A 13,401-nucleotide genomic window follows, 5' to 3' on the forward strand; every position below is an offset into this window, starting at 1 on the left:
GTTACGGGCACGGATTGGGGTGACGCAGGTGGATGGCCTCGACCGCCTTTTCAAGCTCGTCGGTCCAGGTCAGGTCGAAGGCGTCGATATTCGTCTTCAGCTGCGCCATCGAGGTGGCGCCGATGATGGTGGACGTGACGAACGGGCGCGCGTCGCAGAACTTCAGCGCCAGCTGGGCGGGATCCAGGCCGTGCGCGCGCGCCAGATCGACATAGCTCCGGAACGCCTCGAGCGCGCCCGGGCCCTCATAGCGCTGCATCCGGTCGTAGAGCGCCTTGCGCGAACCTGCCGGCAGCGCGCCGTCCAGGTATTTGCCGGTTAACTGACCCTGGGCCAACGGCGAATAGGCCAAGAGTCCGACCTGCTCGCGCATGGCGATCTCGGCCAGACCGTACTCGAACGTGCGGTTTGCCAGGTGATAGGCGTTCTGGATCGACGCGATGCGGGGCAGGCCCCGCGTGTCGCTTTCCGACAGGAACCGCATCACGCCCCAGGGAAACTCGTTCGAGACCCCGACATGGCGGATATTGCCCTTCTTCACGTGGGCGTCGAGCGCCAGGAGGATGTCGCCGAAGCTCTCGAACTCCAGGCTGTAGTCCTTGAAGGTCTGGCCGCCGAACACGCGCACCCGGCGATCGGGCCAGTGCAGCTGGTAGAGATCCAGATAGTCAGTCCCGAGCCGACGAAGCGACCCCTCGACCGCCTCGTCGATCTGCGCCTTGGTCTGACGCGTGACCGTCCCGTCCTTGCGCAGCCAGGGCAGGCCGCCGAAGGCCGCGCCTTGGCCGGCCACCTTTGAGGCGAGCACGATTTCCTGCCGCTTGCCGGTCTTGCGAAGCCAGGAACCGATATAGGTTTCGGTCAGGCCCTGGGTCTCGGGCGTGGGCGGGCTGGCGTAGAGCTCCGCCGTGTCCCAGAAGTTCACCCCCCGGCTCAGCGCGTAGTCCATCTGCTCATGCGCCTCGGCCTCGGAATTCTGCGAGCCCCAGGTCATGGTTCCGAGGCAGCAGCGCGACACCGTCACGTCCGTCCGGCCGAGCTTGGCGTATTCCATGGGGGATGCCTCTTTTTGCGCAGGATCCGCGTTGTAGAGGGGTCGACGGATCTCTCGCAAGATGGACGCGGCGGCAGCGGATCTGGCCGAAATTTCGCGAACGCATACCATGAACGCATCTCACGGGGGATTGCGCGAACGGCGGGGACAACCGATATTTGGTGAGCGTCCACGGTGGACGCCTAGCTCAAGGGCTTATTCGATGAACGACTTCAACCGCGGCTATGCGCGCTCGATCCCGGCGGATCGCGCCGACATGTCGGTTGACGCCGGCCTGCGCAAATTCATGCTCGGCGTCTACAACAAAGTGGCGGCTGGTCTGGTGGTCTCGGGCGCTCTGGCCTACGCCACCTCTTCGGTCCCGGCGATCCGCGACCTGATGTTCGTGGTGCAGGGCGACCGTCTGGTCGGCGTGACCCCGCTCTATCTGGTGGTGGCCTTCGCGCCGCTGGTGCTGATGCTGGTGGCGGGCTTCGCGCTGCGTAACCCCAAGCCGCAAACGGCCGGCGCCCTCTACTGGACCATCGTCGCGCTGATCGGCGCCTCCTTGGGCTCGGTCGTCCTGCGCTATACGGGCGAATCAGTCGCCGCGACCTTCTTCGTCACCGCCACCGCCTTCGGCGGCCTCAGCCTGTTCGGCTACACCACCAAAAAGGACCTGACCGGTTTCGGCAGCTTCCTGATGATGGGCGTGATCGGCCTGGTCGTGGCCTCGCTGGTCAGCATCTTCCTGAAGAGCCCGGCGCTGATGTTCGCCATCAACGTTCTGGGCGTGTTCATCTTCGCGGGCCTGATCGCCTACGACACCCAGCGCCTGAAGATGACCTATTACGAGCTGGGCGGCGACGGCACGTCGATGGCCGTGGCCACCAACTTCGGCGCGCTGAGCCTCTACATCAACTTCATCAACCTGTTCCAATTCCTGCTGTCGTTTATGGGCGGCAACCGGGATTAGGCGAACTTCTTCATCGTCCAGCGATGACGAGAACCCCGGCGGATCCTCCGCCGGGGTTTTTCTTTGGCGGTCGAAGGTCAGTCGATGACCGCGAACCTGCCCTTCTCGAACACGCGCAAGACCTGTGAGAGCTCGTGGCCGCGCTTGAGGATCTGACCGCCCTGGCCATAGACCGCCCAGGCGCCCTGCTTGCGCGCCAGGGCCGGACGCTTCTCCACCCGATAGAGCGGCGCCTCGGCCGCGTGGCGGAAGATCGAAAACACAGCGCTCTCCGAGAGCCCGGCGATGCCGTAGTCACGCCATTCGCCGGCGGCCACCATGCGTCCATAAAGGCGCATCAGTTGGTCGAGCTCTCGACGCTCAAAGAACACGACGCCGCCAACGGGCGCGGATGAGGACTCCAGGGCCATCCGGCGAATCTAGCCCGAAATCCCCGGATTGGAACCGTCCGTGTCGGCACGGTCACGTCCGTCCAGAATGACACGCGTCGGACACGGTGCGCCCCGATATGACCTTATTTCGGTCCATCGCCCGCCTGTTTGCGCCGCGATAACAACAGTGTCGGCTGATCGGACATCCTGCGCTCCAGGATCCTGAACAGCCCCCCCAGCCCCCCGGATCGCGGGCCGGTCAGCCGACGAACCTATATCCCCCTCCCCTGAAATGAGCCCGCGCGGACCTCCCCCCACCGCGCGGGCTTTTCGCGTGTCGGGCTGACCGGCGCCGCGCTCGCGCGCCGCGAAACGACCTTTATTTGGTCGATCCCTCGCCTGTTTAAGCCGCCATAACGGAGCTGTCGAAGGCAGCCGGACCGGGTCCTGACCAGCCCCCCCAGCCCTCCCGGTCACCAAGCGGTCGCCATCGACACCCGTAAGGACCCGCGCGGCTCGTCCCCTCCAGCCGCGCGGGTTTCCCTTGTCGAGAGTATCAGTGAAGAAGAGGTCGCGGGCTCAGCGCTCAGCGCGCCGCGCGTCGATGGCGGGCGTTTGCGCCACGCCCAGGATGCGACCGCCTTTGGCGCCCTGCACGATCACCACCGTCACCAGGTCGGCGTCGGTCGCGGTCGGCAGGCGATAGAGCCTCGGCTTGCCGGCCCAGGGGCCAAGCTTGACCAATTCGCGGACGACGTTGCGGTGAACCAGGGTCTGGCCCTTGTTGTCGCCGCGCTTGATGGCGATGTCCTGCTCGCGCGGGTCGTAGCGGACCAGCCAGACCTCGCCGCCGCCGCGCGGGGCCGGGCCCGAGCCCACCGCCACCCGGGTCTTGCCGATGAACTGCATGTCCGGCGGATTCAGGCGGGCGCGCGCTGCGCTCTTGACCAGATCCTCGACCGCCTCAGCCTTGGCGCCCGACGCCTGCACCCGGCCGGCCACCACCACCTGCGGCGTCGGCACGTCGCGCAGGGCGAACTTCTTGGCGTAGGCGCGCTGGCGCTCGGCGAAGACCGGCTTGGCGAAAGTGTCCTTCCAGCCCAGATAGTCCCAGTAGTCGACTGAATAGGTCAGGGCCAGCACACCGTCCTGCTCGGCCAGCTCGGCGGCGACCCGGTTGGCCTTGCCGCACGAGGAACAGCCTTGAGCCGTGAAGAGCTCGACCACCACGGGCGGCTTCTGGGCCCACGCGGCGCCCCCCGATGACAGGGTGGCGACAACGCCGGACAGAACCAGGCTGAACAGGGGAAGGGCGACCTTACGCATTGGGCGCACTTAAGCCAAGAACGCCCCGGATGGCCGTTCACGAGGCCGTGAATAGGGTCGTCATCTGGGAAGAAAACGACTCGACATCGTTGTGAGATCGCGTCGCACACGAAAACGGCCGGCCCCGCGAGGGACCGGCCGCCTTTTTTCGAGTCGCTGAACGCGCGGCTTAGTCGGCCTTGGCCAGGTTGCGCAGCACGTAGTTCAGCACGCCGCCGTTCTTGAAGTACTCAAGCTCGGTCGGGGTGTCGATGCGGCAGCGGACCGGGAAGCGGGCGATGCGGCCGTCGGTTGGGCGGTAGAGCTCGACGATCAGCTGCTTGCGCGGCGCCAGGTCCGTAAGGCCACGGATCGAGACGATCTCCTCGCCCGTCAGCTCCAGCTTCTGCCAGCCGTCCTGGACGAACTGCAGCGGCAGCACGCCCATGCCGACCAGGTTCGAGCGGTGGATACGCTCGAAGCTCTCGCAGATCACCGCGCGGACGCCCAGGAGCTTGGTGCCCTTGGCGGCCCAGTCACGCGACGAGCCGGTGCCATATTCCTTGCCGCCGAAGACGACCGCCGGACGGCCTTCTTCCTGGTACTTCATCGCCGCGTCGTAGATCGACATCACTTCGCCAGTCGGGAAGTGCTTGGTCACGCCGCCTTCGATGTCGGGGGTGATGCGGTTGCGGATCCGGATGTTGGCGAACGTGCCGCGCATCATCACCTGGTGGTTGCCGCGACGCGCGCCGTAGCCGTTGAAGTCCACCGGCTGGACGCCGTTGTCGATCAGGAACTTGCCCGCTGGGCTCGAGGCCTTGATCGAACCGGCCGGGCTGATGTGGTCGGTGGTGATCGAGTCGCCGAAGACGGCCAGGATCCGGGCTTCCACGATATCGGTCACCGGGGCCGGCGTCATCGACATGTTGGGGAAGTAGGGCGGGTTCTGGACGTAGGTCGAGTCGGCTTCCCAGGCGTAGGTCTGGCCGCCGGTGACGTTGATGCCCTGCCAGTTCTTGTCGCCCTTGAAGACGTCGCCGTAACGGCTGGCGAACATCTTCTCGTTGATGGCCTTGCGCTGCAGGGCGGCGATGTCTTCGTTCGAAGGCCAGATGTCCTTCAGGAAGACGTCATTGCCCTTCTTGTCCTTACCGATCGGCTGGGTGGCCAGGTCGATCTTCAGGGTGCCGGCCAGGGCGTAGGCCACCACCAGCGGCGGCGAGGCCAGGTAGTTGGCGCGCACGTCCGGGTTCACCCGGCCTTCGAAGTTGCGGTTGCCCGACAGCACCGAGCAAGCGACCAGGTCGTTGTCGTTGATCGTCTTGCTGATGGCTTCCGGCAGCGGGCCCGAATTGCCGATGCAGGTCGTGCAGCCGTAGCCCACGAGGTTGAAGCCGAGCGCATCGAGGTGCTTGGTCAGGCCGGCCTTGGCCAGGTAGTCGGTGACCACCTGCGAGCCGGGCGCCAGCGAGGTCTTCACCCACGGCTTGGCCTTCAGACCCTTGGCGACCGCGTTCTTGGCCAGCAAGCCGGCGGCGATCAGCACCGAGGGGTTGGAGGTGTTGGTGCACGAGGTGATGGCCGCGATGACGACGTCGCCGTGGCCCACGTCGAAGTCCTCGCCTTCCACCGGAGCGCGGAAGTCAGGCTGCTCGGCCTTGCCGAACTCGCCGACCAGCGACTCCTGGAACTTGTACGAGGCTTCGGCCAGCAGGACGCGGTCCTGCGGGCGCTTGGGGCCGGCCAGCGATGGCTGCACCGTCGACAGGTCGAGTTCCAGGGTGTCGGTGAAGGTCGGCTCGGCGACGCCGGGCTCCCACCACAGACCCTGCTCCTTGGCGTAGGCTTCGACCAAGGCGACGCGCTCGGCCGTGCGGCCGGTGCCCTTCAGATAGGCGATGGTGGCGGCCGAAATCGGGAAGAAGCCGCAGGTGGCGCCGTATTCCGGCGCCATGTTGGCGATCGTCGCCTGGTCTTCCAGGGTCAGGTTGGCCAGGGCGTCGCCGTAGAATTCGACGAACTTGCCGACCACGCCCTTCTTGCGCAGCATCTGGGTGACGGTGAGCACCAGGTCGGTAGCCGTCGCGCCTTCCGGCAGGGCGCCGGTCAGCTTGAAGCCGATGACTTCCGGGATCAGCATCGGGATCGGCTGGCCCAGCATCGCGGCCTCGGCCTCGATGCCGCCCACGCCCCAGCCCAGCACGGCCAGGCCGTTGACCATGGTGGTGTGGCTGTCGGTGCCGACGACGGTGTCGGGATAGGCGACCTGCTCGCCGTCGACCTCGTTGGTCCAGACGGTCTGGGCCAGATACTCCAGGTTCACCTGGTGGCAGATGCCGGTGCCAGGCGGCACGACGCGGAAATTGTTGAACGCCGACGAGCCCCAGCGCAGGAAGCGGTAACGCTCGATGTTGCGCTCGTACTCGCGCTTGACGTTGGCGTCATAGGCCTTGGCGTCGCCGAAATTGTCGACCATCACCGAGTGGTCGATCACCAGGTCGACCGGGTTCAGCGGGTTGATCTTGGCCGGGTTGGCGCCCAGGGCGACCATGGCGTCGCGCATGGCGGCCAGGTCGACGACGGCCGGAACGCCGGTGAAGTCCTGCATCAGCACGCGCGCGGGGCGGAAGCTGATTTCGTGCTCGACCGACCCCTTGTTGTTGACCCAGGCGGCGACCGCCTTGAGGTCGTCTTCATTGACCGAGACGCCGTCCTCGTTCCGCAGGAGGTTCTCGAGCAGCACCTTCATCGAGACCGGCAGCGAAGAAACGTCGGCAAGACCGGCTTCCTCGGCGGCGCGAAGGCTGTAATAGACGTAAGACTGTTTGCCGACCTTGAGCTCGCGGCGGGCTTTGAGGCTGTCCACAGACGCCATTTTCAAGGATCCTTCTCTGTCCACGGCCGCCCGAAAACCACTCCCGGAATCACGCGCAGATCGGAAGGGACACACAGGTTCCGCCTCCGCGCCGCGTACCACCCTGAACGACTGGAGGGGGGCGACCGGCCGCTTCTTAGCGCCGCCGTCGAGCAACGTCCATGTCACGAGCGGGGTCTTGGCGTGTTGAGAGTTGTTCTCATTAAAGATCTGGCGATCTCGCGCGGCGAGAGAACGCTGTTTTCGCAACTGGATCTGACACTTCGCGCCGGTGAGGCCGCCACGCTGGTGGGACGAAATGGCGCGGGCAAGACCAGCCTTTTGCGCGCTGTCGCCGGCCTTTTGCGGCCAGCCGCAGGCTCGATCGCCTTCGAGGACGCGAACGGCGCCGTCGAGGCCGACATGGCGCGCGCGGACCAACTGCACATGCTGGGACACCAGGACGGTCTCAAATCGAGTCGCACGGCCTGGGAGGAACTGCGCTTCCAGACCCTGTGGACCGGCGGGACCGAGGAGAGCGCCCGCGCCGCCGCCCAGCGATTCGACCTGCGCCGCCTGCTGGACCTGGAGGTCCGCCGCCTCTCGGCCGGCCAGCGCCGCCGCCTGGCCCTGGCGCGCCTGGCCGCCAGCCCGCGGTCGCTCTGGCTGCTCGACGAACCGATGGCGCCGCTGGACGCAGGCCAGCGCGCCGCGTTCGGCGCGGTGATGGCCGAGCACATCGCCGGAGGCGGCATGATCCTGGCCTCGGTCCACGACCCCCTGCCCATCCCGGCCCGCAGTGTGGAGGTGGGCGCATGAGGGCGTTCGGAATCCTGTTGCGGCGGGAACTGGCCCTGGCCTGGGGCAAGGGAGGCGGACCGCTGCTGGCCCTGACCTTCTACGCCTGCGTCGTCGTGCTGCTGCCGATGGCGTCAGGCCGCGCGCCCGAACGCCTGGCCGCCATCGCGCCAGGCATCGCCTGGCTGGCCCTGGCCCTGGCGGCGCTGCTGTCGCTGGAGCGCCTGTTCGAGCGCGACTATGAAGACGGAACGCTCGACCTTCTGGCCATGGGCCCCGCGCCGCTGGAGGCCGTGGCGGTGGCCAAGTGCCTGGCCCAATGGCTCGCCACTGGCGCGCCGCTGGCGCTGGCCGCCCCGGTCGCGGCGCTGATGCTGGGCGCGGACCTGAAGGTCATGCCGCTTCTGGTGCTCTGCGCCCTGGCCGGAGGACTGGCCTTCGCCTTCCTGGGCGGCCTGGGCGCGGCCCTGGCCTTGGGCAGCAAACGCGGCGGCCTGCTGGTCGCGGTGATCGTGCTGCCGCTGTTCGCCCCGCCGGTGATCTTCGGCGCCGGCGCTCTGGACGGCTATGCGGCCGGCCTGCCCTGGACCGGCGGCCTTCTCTTCCTGCTGGCCTACAGCGCCGGGGCGGTGGCGCTGACCCCTCTGGCCATGGGCGCGGCCTGCCGCAACGCCCTGGATTAGGGGGCCGGCGCGACGGTGGCCTGGAGGTCTCCGGGTTTCGCCTGGCGCTCGCCCAGAACCACCGCGAAGCTGCCGCCGATGATCAGCAGGCCACCGGCGAACAGAGCCGCTGTCAGATGGTCGCCGAACAGCAGGACGCCGCAGGCCGCACCCATCAGCGGCTCTATATTGATGAACACGCCGGCGCTGGCCGCCCCGACCTGCGCCGCGCCGTACTGCCAGGCCGCCGTGGCCAACAGGGTGGCCAGGACGCCCTGGGCGATGATCGCGCTCCATGCGGGCGCGCTGAGCGCCAGCTTCGGCGGACCGTGCATGACCAGGGCGATCGGCAGCACCACCAGCGCGGCGACGATGATCGACACCGCCGGAATGGCCATCGGGTTGGGCGCGGGCGGCGCACGGCGCAGCACCAGAAGCCAGGTCAGGAAGAGGAACAGCGCGGCGATCGACAGCGCCACGCCCAGGGGCGAGCTGGCGCCGTCGGGCTTTCCGGCGATCAGGGCCGCGCCCAGGGTGGCCGCCGCCACGCCGACCCAGGACAGGCGCGAGACCTTCTCGCCCAGCACCCGAGCGCTCACGGCGATCAGCGCCGGCATGGCGCCGACCAGCAGCGCCGCGACCGTGACGCTGACATGGGCCAGGCCCTCGAACTGGACCATGAAGGCCACGCCGTAGAGGGCGCCGGCCAGCAGCACGACCGGCGAGCGAAACAACGCCCGCACCTCCGGACGCCGCAGAGCGAAGGGGGCGGCGGCCACGGCGGCCACCAGGAAGCGCAGCAGCACCATGTGGGCCGCGTCTGCCTCCTGCAGGATCAGCTTGCCCGTGGGAAAGCCCAGCCCCCAACTGATCCCGGCCAGGGCCAGAGCGACGAACGCGAGCGATTTCATACCAGGCTCCGACCGAAAGGTTCGCCGGGCGATCGCACGACGCGGGACGCATTTCTAGAGCCCGGCCGGGTCAGGGCGTGTCAGCTGCGGGGCACGCCAAAGCGAACAGGGTTACGCGCAATCGGCAAACATTGAATTTTGTTCATATTCTTGGACATTTTCGCGCCATAACCGCGTGGCCAAGCTCCAGGCTCGGATTACGATCGGGAGCTCATAACCATGCGTAAAACCTTTTCTCGCCTCGCCGTCACGGGCGCGGCTCTGTCGACCTTGATCGCCGGCGCGGCCCTCGCGCAGGTCCCGCCGCCGCCCGCCCCGCCGGCTCCCCCGCCGCCGCCGGAAGCGCCCCTCCCCCCGCTGCCTCCGCTGCCGATGGAAGGCATGATGGCCATGACCGGTCCGGGCATGGACATGATGATGATGCGCCACGGCCGCTCTGCGGACCCCGAAAAGCGCACCCAGCGCCTGCGCGACGTCCTGCAGCTGCGTCCGGATCAGGACGGCGCCCTCAAGGCGTTCGTCGAAGCGACCACCCCCAAGATCGAGATCAAGCGCGAGGTCGTCACCAAAGACAAGGCGGGCAAGAAGGACGGCGATACGCTGGAATGGTCCGAGCGCGCCCCGCCCACCACGCTCGAACGCCTCGACCGCATGACCAAGATGGCCGACGCCATGAAGAAGCGGGCCGACGCCACGCGCGCCTTCTACACGTCGCTGTCCCCCAGCCAGCAGAAGACCTTCGACGTGCTGGGCATGGGCGAGGGCGGCATGGGCGGCGACGAGCACATCGTCGTGCGGCGCTTCGACACCAAGGGCCCCGCCATGTTCAAGGGCGGCGACCGCAGGGTCATCATCCAGCGCAAGGTCGGCTGACCCAGGCCTCGGCGGAAGCGGCGTCCAGGGGCGTCGCTTCCCTCCGTAGCGATACGGCCATTGCCCGCGCGCGTCGCTCGCACTAAGCAGCCTGCATGGACGCCCGCCACACGTTCGATTTCCTGACCAATCCCGAGCGGTTCATGGCCTTCTCGCGATGGGCCGCGCCGTGGCTTGGCGGACTGTCCGCAGCCGCCGCCGTCATCGGACTGCTCCTGACCTTCATGGTCCCCGAGGACTATCAGCAGGGCGACACAGTGCGGATGATGTTCATCCACATCCCCGCCGCGTCGCTGTCGATGTTCATCTATCTCTGCCTGGGGATCGCCAGCCTGCTGTCGCTGGTGTTCCGGCATGTGCTGGCCGACCTGGCGGCCCAGGCGTGCGCGCCGATCGGCGCGGTCTATACGGCCCTGGCCCTGATCACCGGCTCGCTGTGGGGCCGCCCCATGTGGGGAACCTTCTGGGTCTGGGACGCGCGCCTGACCTCCGTGCTGGTCCTGCTGCTGTTCTATCTCGGCTACATGGCCCTGCGCGGCGCGCTCGAGGACGAGCAGAAGGCCGCCCGATCAGCCGCCATCCTGGCCTTGGTCGGCGTGATCAACCTGCCGGTCGTCAAGTTCTCGGTCGACTGGTGGAACACCCTGCACCAGGGCTCCTCGACCTTCTTCGCTGACAAGGGCGACCACCTGCCGGCAATCTACGCCTGGCCGGCGGTGTTCATGGCGCTGGCCTATCTCGGCGGCTTCGGCGCGCTGTGGCTGGTGCGCATTCGCGCGCTGGTCTGGCGGCGCAAGGCCCGCAGCCTCTCGATGAAGCTGGCGGAGGGCGCGCGATGAGCTTTGACTTCGACGCTGGCAAATACGCCATCTACCTGTGGCCCGCCTTCGCCGTGTCGGCCGTGGCGTTCGCCTGGCTGATCGGCGACAGCCTGGCCACGGCCCGCCGCTGGCGTCGCGAGGCCGAGCGCTTGCAAGCCGAGTTTGACGAGCAGCGCCCGTGAAACGCTGGCTGGCCTTCTCGCCGCTGATCGTACTAGCGGCCCTGGCGGTGCTGTTCGCCGGCTATGCGCTCAAACGCGATCCGCGCGTCCAGCCCCAGGCCCTGGTCGGCAAACCCATGCCCGCCCTGTCGCTGCCCGATCTGGCGACCGGTCGCACCGAACCGATCCGGCAAGCGGGCGAGGGGCCGGTCCTGGTCAACTTCTTCGCCTCCTGGTGCGCGCCCTGCGAGGTCGAGCATCCGCAGCTGATGGCCCTGAAGGCCCAGGGCGTGAAAGTGGTTGGCGTCGCCTACAAGGACGCCCCAGCCAATACTCAGGCCTTCCTGACCCGGCTTGGCGACCCCTTCGCCGCCAAGCGCGTCGATCGCGATGGCCGCGCGGGACTCGAATTCGGCGTCACCGGCGTGCCCGAGACCTATCTCGTCGGCTCCGACGGCATGATCATCGCCAAGCACACAGGCCCCCTGACGCCCGAGGCGGCCGAGGACTTGCTGCGTCAGGCCAGATAACAGCGCTACCGGACGCAGGTCTTGGGCGAGGCGGTTTCGCGCTCCAGCCCCGCCATCAACGCCAGAGCCTCGTCCTTGGAGACCGCGCGCAGCGGTCCCTGTCCCACAGCCAGCTGGTAGTCGCAGTCGAGAAGCTTGAACGGCGGTTTGTCGTCCGTCGGGTGACGCTCGATCAGCATGTGGTCGGCCGAGGCCCAGACGGACGTGACCTCGGTGATCAGCGTCTTGCGGTCCGGCGTTCGCACCCAGGTCTCGCCCTTGCCACCGACCGAGACGCGGTAGCCGTTCGCCAAGGTCTGATGGCTGGGCAGCATCGAGCCGACCATCGCGGCGATGAACACCGCGACCGCGCCCAGGACGATCAGGAAGATGATCTTCTGCCGGTTCATCGGGCCTCTCGTCGCCGCCTTCAGCGCCAGGTGCGCTTTCAAGTCGCGGAGCTACCGCGTTAACGCGGCGTTGACCATACTCGCCGACGCTCCATTAACCATGTTAGCTTGCGAGTCATGAGCACCGTTCGCCCCGCCGGTTGGCCCACCGTCCCGTCGAAAACGAGCTCGACCCCCGCTGCGGGTCAGGGCGGCGCCTCGACGCGCGCGGCCTTCTTCCAGGCGGCCCTCGGCGACGCCGCGCCGACCCGTCCAGCCGCCGCGCCCTCGACGGTGCAGATGCAGACCATGGCCCAGCCGCAGCAGCGCCAGGCGCCCCCGAAGCCGTTCGTGCAGCCCGACGCCCAGCCCACGAGGATCCTGCGTCCTGGGTCGCTTCTGAATATCGTGGTCTGAGACCTCGGAACCCTTTAGCTCTAGGCGGCCTTCTTGGCGGCCTTGTCTTTCTTGGGCTTCTTGTCCTTCTTCGGCTTCTCGGCCTTCGGAACCTTGGCCTTCTTGGCCTTGGGCTCGGCTTCCGCCGGATGAAGCTCGGCGCCGGCCATGTCGGACAGCAAATCCAGGAAACCGTCGCGCTTGCTCGGCTTCAGAAGCGCCAGGATGCGAGCGTCGGCCATGGCCACCATCGGACGGATCGTCTCCAGCGCCTCTCGGCCAGCCTCGGTCAGGCGCACGCTGTTGGCGCGGGCGTCCTCGCTGCTGCGCTGCCGTTCGAGATGGCCCTTGGTGATCATCCGGGCGACCATGTCAGCCAGGGTCGAGCGGTCGATGCCGGTGGCGCGGACCAGGGCCGTCTGCGTCACGCCCTCGTTCTCGGCCACGGCCGCCAGCACCGCGAACTGTCGTTGGGTGACGCCGGCGTCGCCGCACTCTTCGGCGTAGATGTCCAGGGCCAGCTGCAGAACGCGGTGAAGCAGATGACTTGGCGAGCGCTCCAGAAGCGTCGCGCCCTGCTTGTCGCCCTTCCCCTTCGCCATCGTCGCCGCCCCCATTCGCTCGGCCATGCTCGGCCAACGGATGAAGGCTAGCATCCGAACACGTCGGTTTGACGACAAAGGTCCGTGGACGGCTCAACAGCCGCCATGGCGCCAGGGACGGACTAGAACCCCGCGTCCGGCGGCTCGGCGCCCTTGGGATCGTCGCCCTTGGCCATATGCTTCATCATGAACGGCAACTGTGTAGCGACGAACACCAGCGCGACCGGAAGCAGGGCCAGCCGGAACTTGACCCAGGTGTCGGTGTCCTGGGTGTTGCGCACCACCTCGTTGACGATGGCCACCAGCGCGAAATAGGCGCCGTAGCGCAGGGTCAGGGTGCGCCAGGCCGCGTCGGGCAGATGAAGAGCCTCGCCCATGATCACCTTGAGGGGCTGGCGCTTCATCAGCACGCCGCCGACCAGGAAGGCCGCCAGAGCCAGATTGATCACCGTCACCTTGATCTTCACGAACACGTCGGAGTGGAAGATCAGGCCCAGGGTCCCGAAAACCAGCGCCATGCCGCCGAAGAACAGCGGCAGGATAGCCAGACGCCGCTCGACGGCGTAGCCGATCGCCAGGGCGGCGGCCGACGCCGCGACCAGCACCCAGGTCGCCTTCTGGAAGTCCTTGGTGACGAAATAGGCCACGCCGAACGCGATGGCCGCGCCATAGTCGACGACCGTCCGAACCCAGCCGCTGTTCTTTTTAGGAGCCTCTGCGGGCGCTTCGCTCACGGA

16 protein-coding genes are annotated in these 13,401 nt (G+C 67.5%); 8 read left to right on the plus strand and 8 right to left on the minus strand.

Features of this window, described 5'->3' with window-relative positions; translation table 11 throughout:
- Position 1: 1 nt before the first annotated feature.
- Entirely contained in the window at positions 2 to 1,054 is a 1,053-nt protein-coding gene (locus CSW63_RS22705; RefSeq protein ID WP_062098742.1) for an aldo/keto reductase, read from the minus strand.
- 202 nt (positions 1,055 to 1,256) lie between these two features.
- Between CSW63_RS22705 and CSW63_RS22710 the strand changes: the two genes are divergently transcribed.
- Positions 1,257 to 2,009 (plus strand): Bax inhibitor-1/YccA family protein, encoded by a 753-nt coding sequence (locus tag CSW63_RS22710; protein WP_062098741.1) that lies wholly within the window; start codon positions 1,257 to 1,259, stop codon positions 2,007 to 2,009.
- 77 nt (positions 2,010 to 2,086) lie between these two features.
- Here the strand turns inward: CSW63_RS22710 and CSW63_RS22715 are convergent, their stop codons facing one another.
- The 3 genes from CSW63_RS22715 to acnA form a co-directional block, all read right to left on the minus strand.
- Positions 2,087 to 2,419: a DUF2794 domain-containing protein gene (locus tag CSW63_RS22715; protein WP_062098740.1), complete on the minus strand. Its 333-nt coding sequence runs from the start codon at positions 2,417 to 2,419 to the stop codon at positions 2,087 to 2,089.
- Between the two features lie 540 nt (positions 2,420 to 2,959).
- Positions 2,960 to 3,706, minus strand: coding sequence for a thioredoxin family protein (locus CSW63_RS22725; RefSeq protein ID WP_082749676.1), 747 nt, complete (start codon positions 3,704 to 3,706; stop codon positions 2,960 to 2,962).
- Between the two features lie 169 nt (positions 3,707 to 3,875).
- Positions 3,876 to 6,563, minus strand: coding sequence for an aconitate hydratase AcnA (acnA, locus tag CSW63_RS22730; protein WP_062098737.1), 2,688 nt, complete (start codon positions 6,561 to 6,563; stop codon positions 3,876 to 3,878).
- A gap of 183 nt (positions 6,564 to 6,746) precedes the next feature.
- On the opposite strand from acnA, the gene ccmA reads away from it, so the two are divergent.
- Together ccmA and ccmB are read left to right on the plus strand one after the other, a co-directional pair.
- The gene (gene ccmA / locus CSW63_RS22735; RefSeq protein ID WP_062098735.1) at positions 6,747 to 7,361 is read left to right on the plus strand and encodes a heme ABC exporter ATP-binding protein CcmA; all 615 of its coding nucleotides are present in this window, start codon (positions 6,747 to 6,749) and stop codon (positions 7,359 to 7,361) included.
- Positions 7,358 to 8,023: a heme exporter protein CcmB gene (gene ccmB / locus CSW63_RS22740; RefSeq protein ID WP_062098733.1), complete on the plus strand. Its 666-nt coding sequence runs from the start codon at positions 7,358 to 7,360 to the stop codon at positions 8,021 to 8,023. The genes ccmA and ccmB overlap by 4 nt, the downstream gene beginning before the upstream one ends.
- Here the strand turns inward: ccmB and CSW63_RS22745 are convergent.
- Positions 8,020 to 8,913, minus strand: a complete 894-nt coding sequence (locus tag CSW63_RS22745) for a DMT family transporter (protein ID WP_062098731.1) — start codon at positions 8,911 to 8,913, stop codon at positions 8,020 to 8,022. The genes ccmB and CSW63_RS22745 overlap by 4 nt on opposite strands.
- Positions 8,914 to 9,132: 219 nt before the next feature.
- Between CSW63_RS22745 and CSW63_RS22750 the strand changes: the two genes are divergently transcribed.
- From CSW63_RS22750 to CSW63_RS22765, 4 genes are all read left to right on the plus strand, one after another.
- Positions 9,133 to 9,786 (plus strand): Spy/CpxP family protein refolding chaperone, encoded by a 654-nt coding sequence (locus CSW63_RS22750; RefSeq protein ID WP_099502953.1) that lies wholly within the window; start codon positions 9,133 to 9,135, stop codon positions 9,784 to 9,786.
- A 95-nt stretch (positions 9,787 to 9,881) separates the two neighbouring features.
- Complete coding sequence (locus CSW63_RS22755; RefSeq protein ID WP_062094138.1) at positions 9,882 to 10,625, plus strand: heme ABC transporter permease; 744 nt, start codon at positions 9,882 to 9,884, stop codon at positions 10,623 to 10,625.
- Complete coding sequence (gene ccmD, locus CSW63_RS22760; protein WP_062094139.1) at positions 10,622 to 10,789, plus strand: heme exporter protein CcmD; 168 nt, start codon at positions 10,622 to 10,624, stop codon at positions 10,787 to 10,789. Before CSW63_RS22755 ends, ccmD begins: the two co-directional genes overlap by 4 nt.
- Positions 10,786 to 11,298, plus strand: a complete 513-nt coding sequence (locus CSW63_RS22765) for a DsbE family thiol:disulfide interchange protein (protein ID WP_062094140.1) — start codon at positions 10,786 to 10,788, stop codon at positions 11,296 to 11,298. Before ccmD ends, CSW63_RS22765 begins: the two co-directional genes overlap by 4 nt.
- 5 nt (positions 11,299 to 11,303) lie before the next feature.
- On the opposite strand, the gene CSW63_RS22770 is transcribed toward CSW63_RS22765, so the two are convergent.
- Positions 11,304 to 11,687 carry a hypothetical protein gene (locus CSW63_RS22770; protein ID WP_062094141.1) on the minus strand — a complete coding sequence of 128 codons (384 nt, stop codon included), beginning with the start codon at positions 11,685 to 11,687 and terminating at the stop codon, positions 11,304 to 11,306.
- 117 nt (positions 11,688 to 11,804) lie between these two features.
- On the opposite strand from CSW63_RS22770, the gene CSW63_RS22775 reads away from it, so the two are divergent.
- Positions 11,805 to 12,083, plus strand: coding sequence for a hypothetical protein (locus CSW63_RS22775; protein ID WP_062094142.1), 279 nt, complete (start codon positions 11,805 to 11,807; stop codon positions 12,081 to 12,083).
- Between the two features lie 20 nt (positions 12,084 to 12,103).
- Here the strand turns inward: CSW63_RS22775 and CSW63_RS22780 are convergent, their stop codons facing one another.
- Positions 12,104 to 12,664 (minus strand): MarR family winged helix-turn-helix transcriptional regulator, encoded by a 561-nt coding sequence (locus CSW63_RS22780; RefSeq protein ID WP_062094185.1) that lies wholly within the window; start codon positions 12,662 to 12,664, stop codon positions 12,104 to 12,106.
- Between the two features lie 122 nt (positions 12,665 to 12,786).
- On the minus strand, positions 12,787 to 13,398 hold the full coding sequence (locus tag CSW63_RS22785; RefSeq protein WP_062094143.1) for an inner membrane-spanning protein YciB: 612 nt from the start codon (positions 13,396 to 13,398) through the stop codon (positions 12,787 to 12,789).
- Positions 13,399 to 13,401 lie beyond the last annotated feature (3 nt).

It is taken from the genome of Caulobacter sp. FWC26, from assembly GCF_002742645.2.
Lineage (GTDB): Bacteria > Pseudomonadota > Alphaproteobacteria > Caulobacterales > Caulobacteraceae > Caulobacter.

Coding starts and splice junctions, on each gene's coding strand:
- CSW63_RS22705 (WP_062098742.1), bottom strand. CDS start 1,054: ATGGAATACGCCAAGCTCGGCCGGACGGACGTGACGGTGTCGCGCTGC.
- CSW63_RS22710 (WP_062098741.1), top strand. CDS start 1,257: ATGAACGACTTCAACCGCGGCTATGCGCGCTCGATCCCGGCGGATCGC.
- CSW63_RS22715 (WP_062098740.1), bottom strand. CDS start 2,419: ATGGCCCTGGAGTCCTCATCCGCGCCCGTTGGCGGCGTCGTGTTCTTT.
- CSW63_RS22725 (WP_082749676.1), bottom strand. CDS start 3,706: ATGCGTAAGGTCGCCCTTCCCCTGTTCAGCCTGGTTCTGTCCGGCGTT.
- acnA (WP_062098737.1), bottom strand. CDS start 6,563: ATGGCGTCTGTGGACAGCCTCAAAGCCCGCCGCGAGCTCAAGGTCGGC.
- ccmB (WP_062098733.1), top strand. CDS start 7,358: ATGAGGGCGTTCGGAATCCTGTTGCGGCGGGAACTGGCCCTGGCCTGG.
- CSW63_RS22745 (WP_062098731.1), bottom strand. CDS start 8,913: ATGAAATCGCTCGCGTTCGTCGCTCTGGCCCTGGCCGGGATCAGTTGG.
- CSW63_RS22750 (WP_099502953.1), top strand. CDS start 9,133: ATGCGTAAAACCTTTTCTCGCCTCGCCGTCACGGGCGCGGCTCTGTCG.
- CSW63_RS22755 (WP_062094138.1), top strand. CDS start 9,882: ATGGACGCCCGCCACACGTTCGATTTCCTGACCAATCCCGAGCGGTTC.
- ccmD (WP_062094139.1), top strand. CDS start 10,622: ATGAGCTTTGACTTCGACGCTGGCAAATACGCCATCTACCTGTGGCCC.
- CSW63_RS22770 (WP_062094141.1), bottom strand. CDS start 11,687: ATGAACCGGCAGAAGATCATCTTCCTGATCGTCCTGGGCGCGGTCGCG.
- CSW63_RS22775 (WP_062094142.1), top strand. CDS start 11,805: ATGAGCACCGTTCGCCCCGCCGGTTGGCCCACCGTCCCGTCGAAAACG.
- CSW63_RS22780 (WP_062094185.1), bottom strand. CDS start 12,664: ATGGCGAAGGGGAAGGGCGACAAGCAGGGCGCGACGCTTCTGGAGCGC.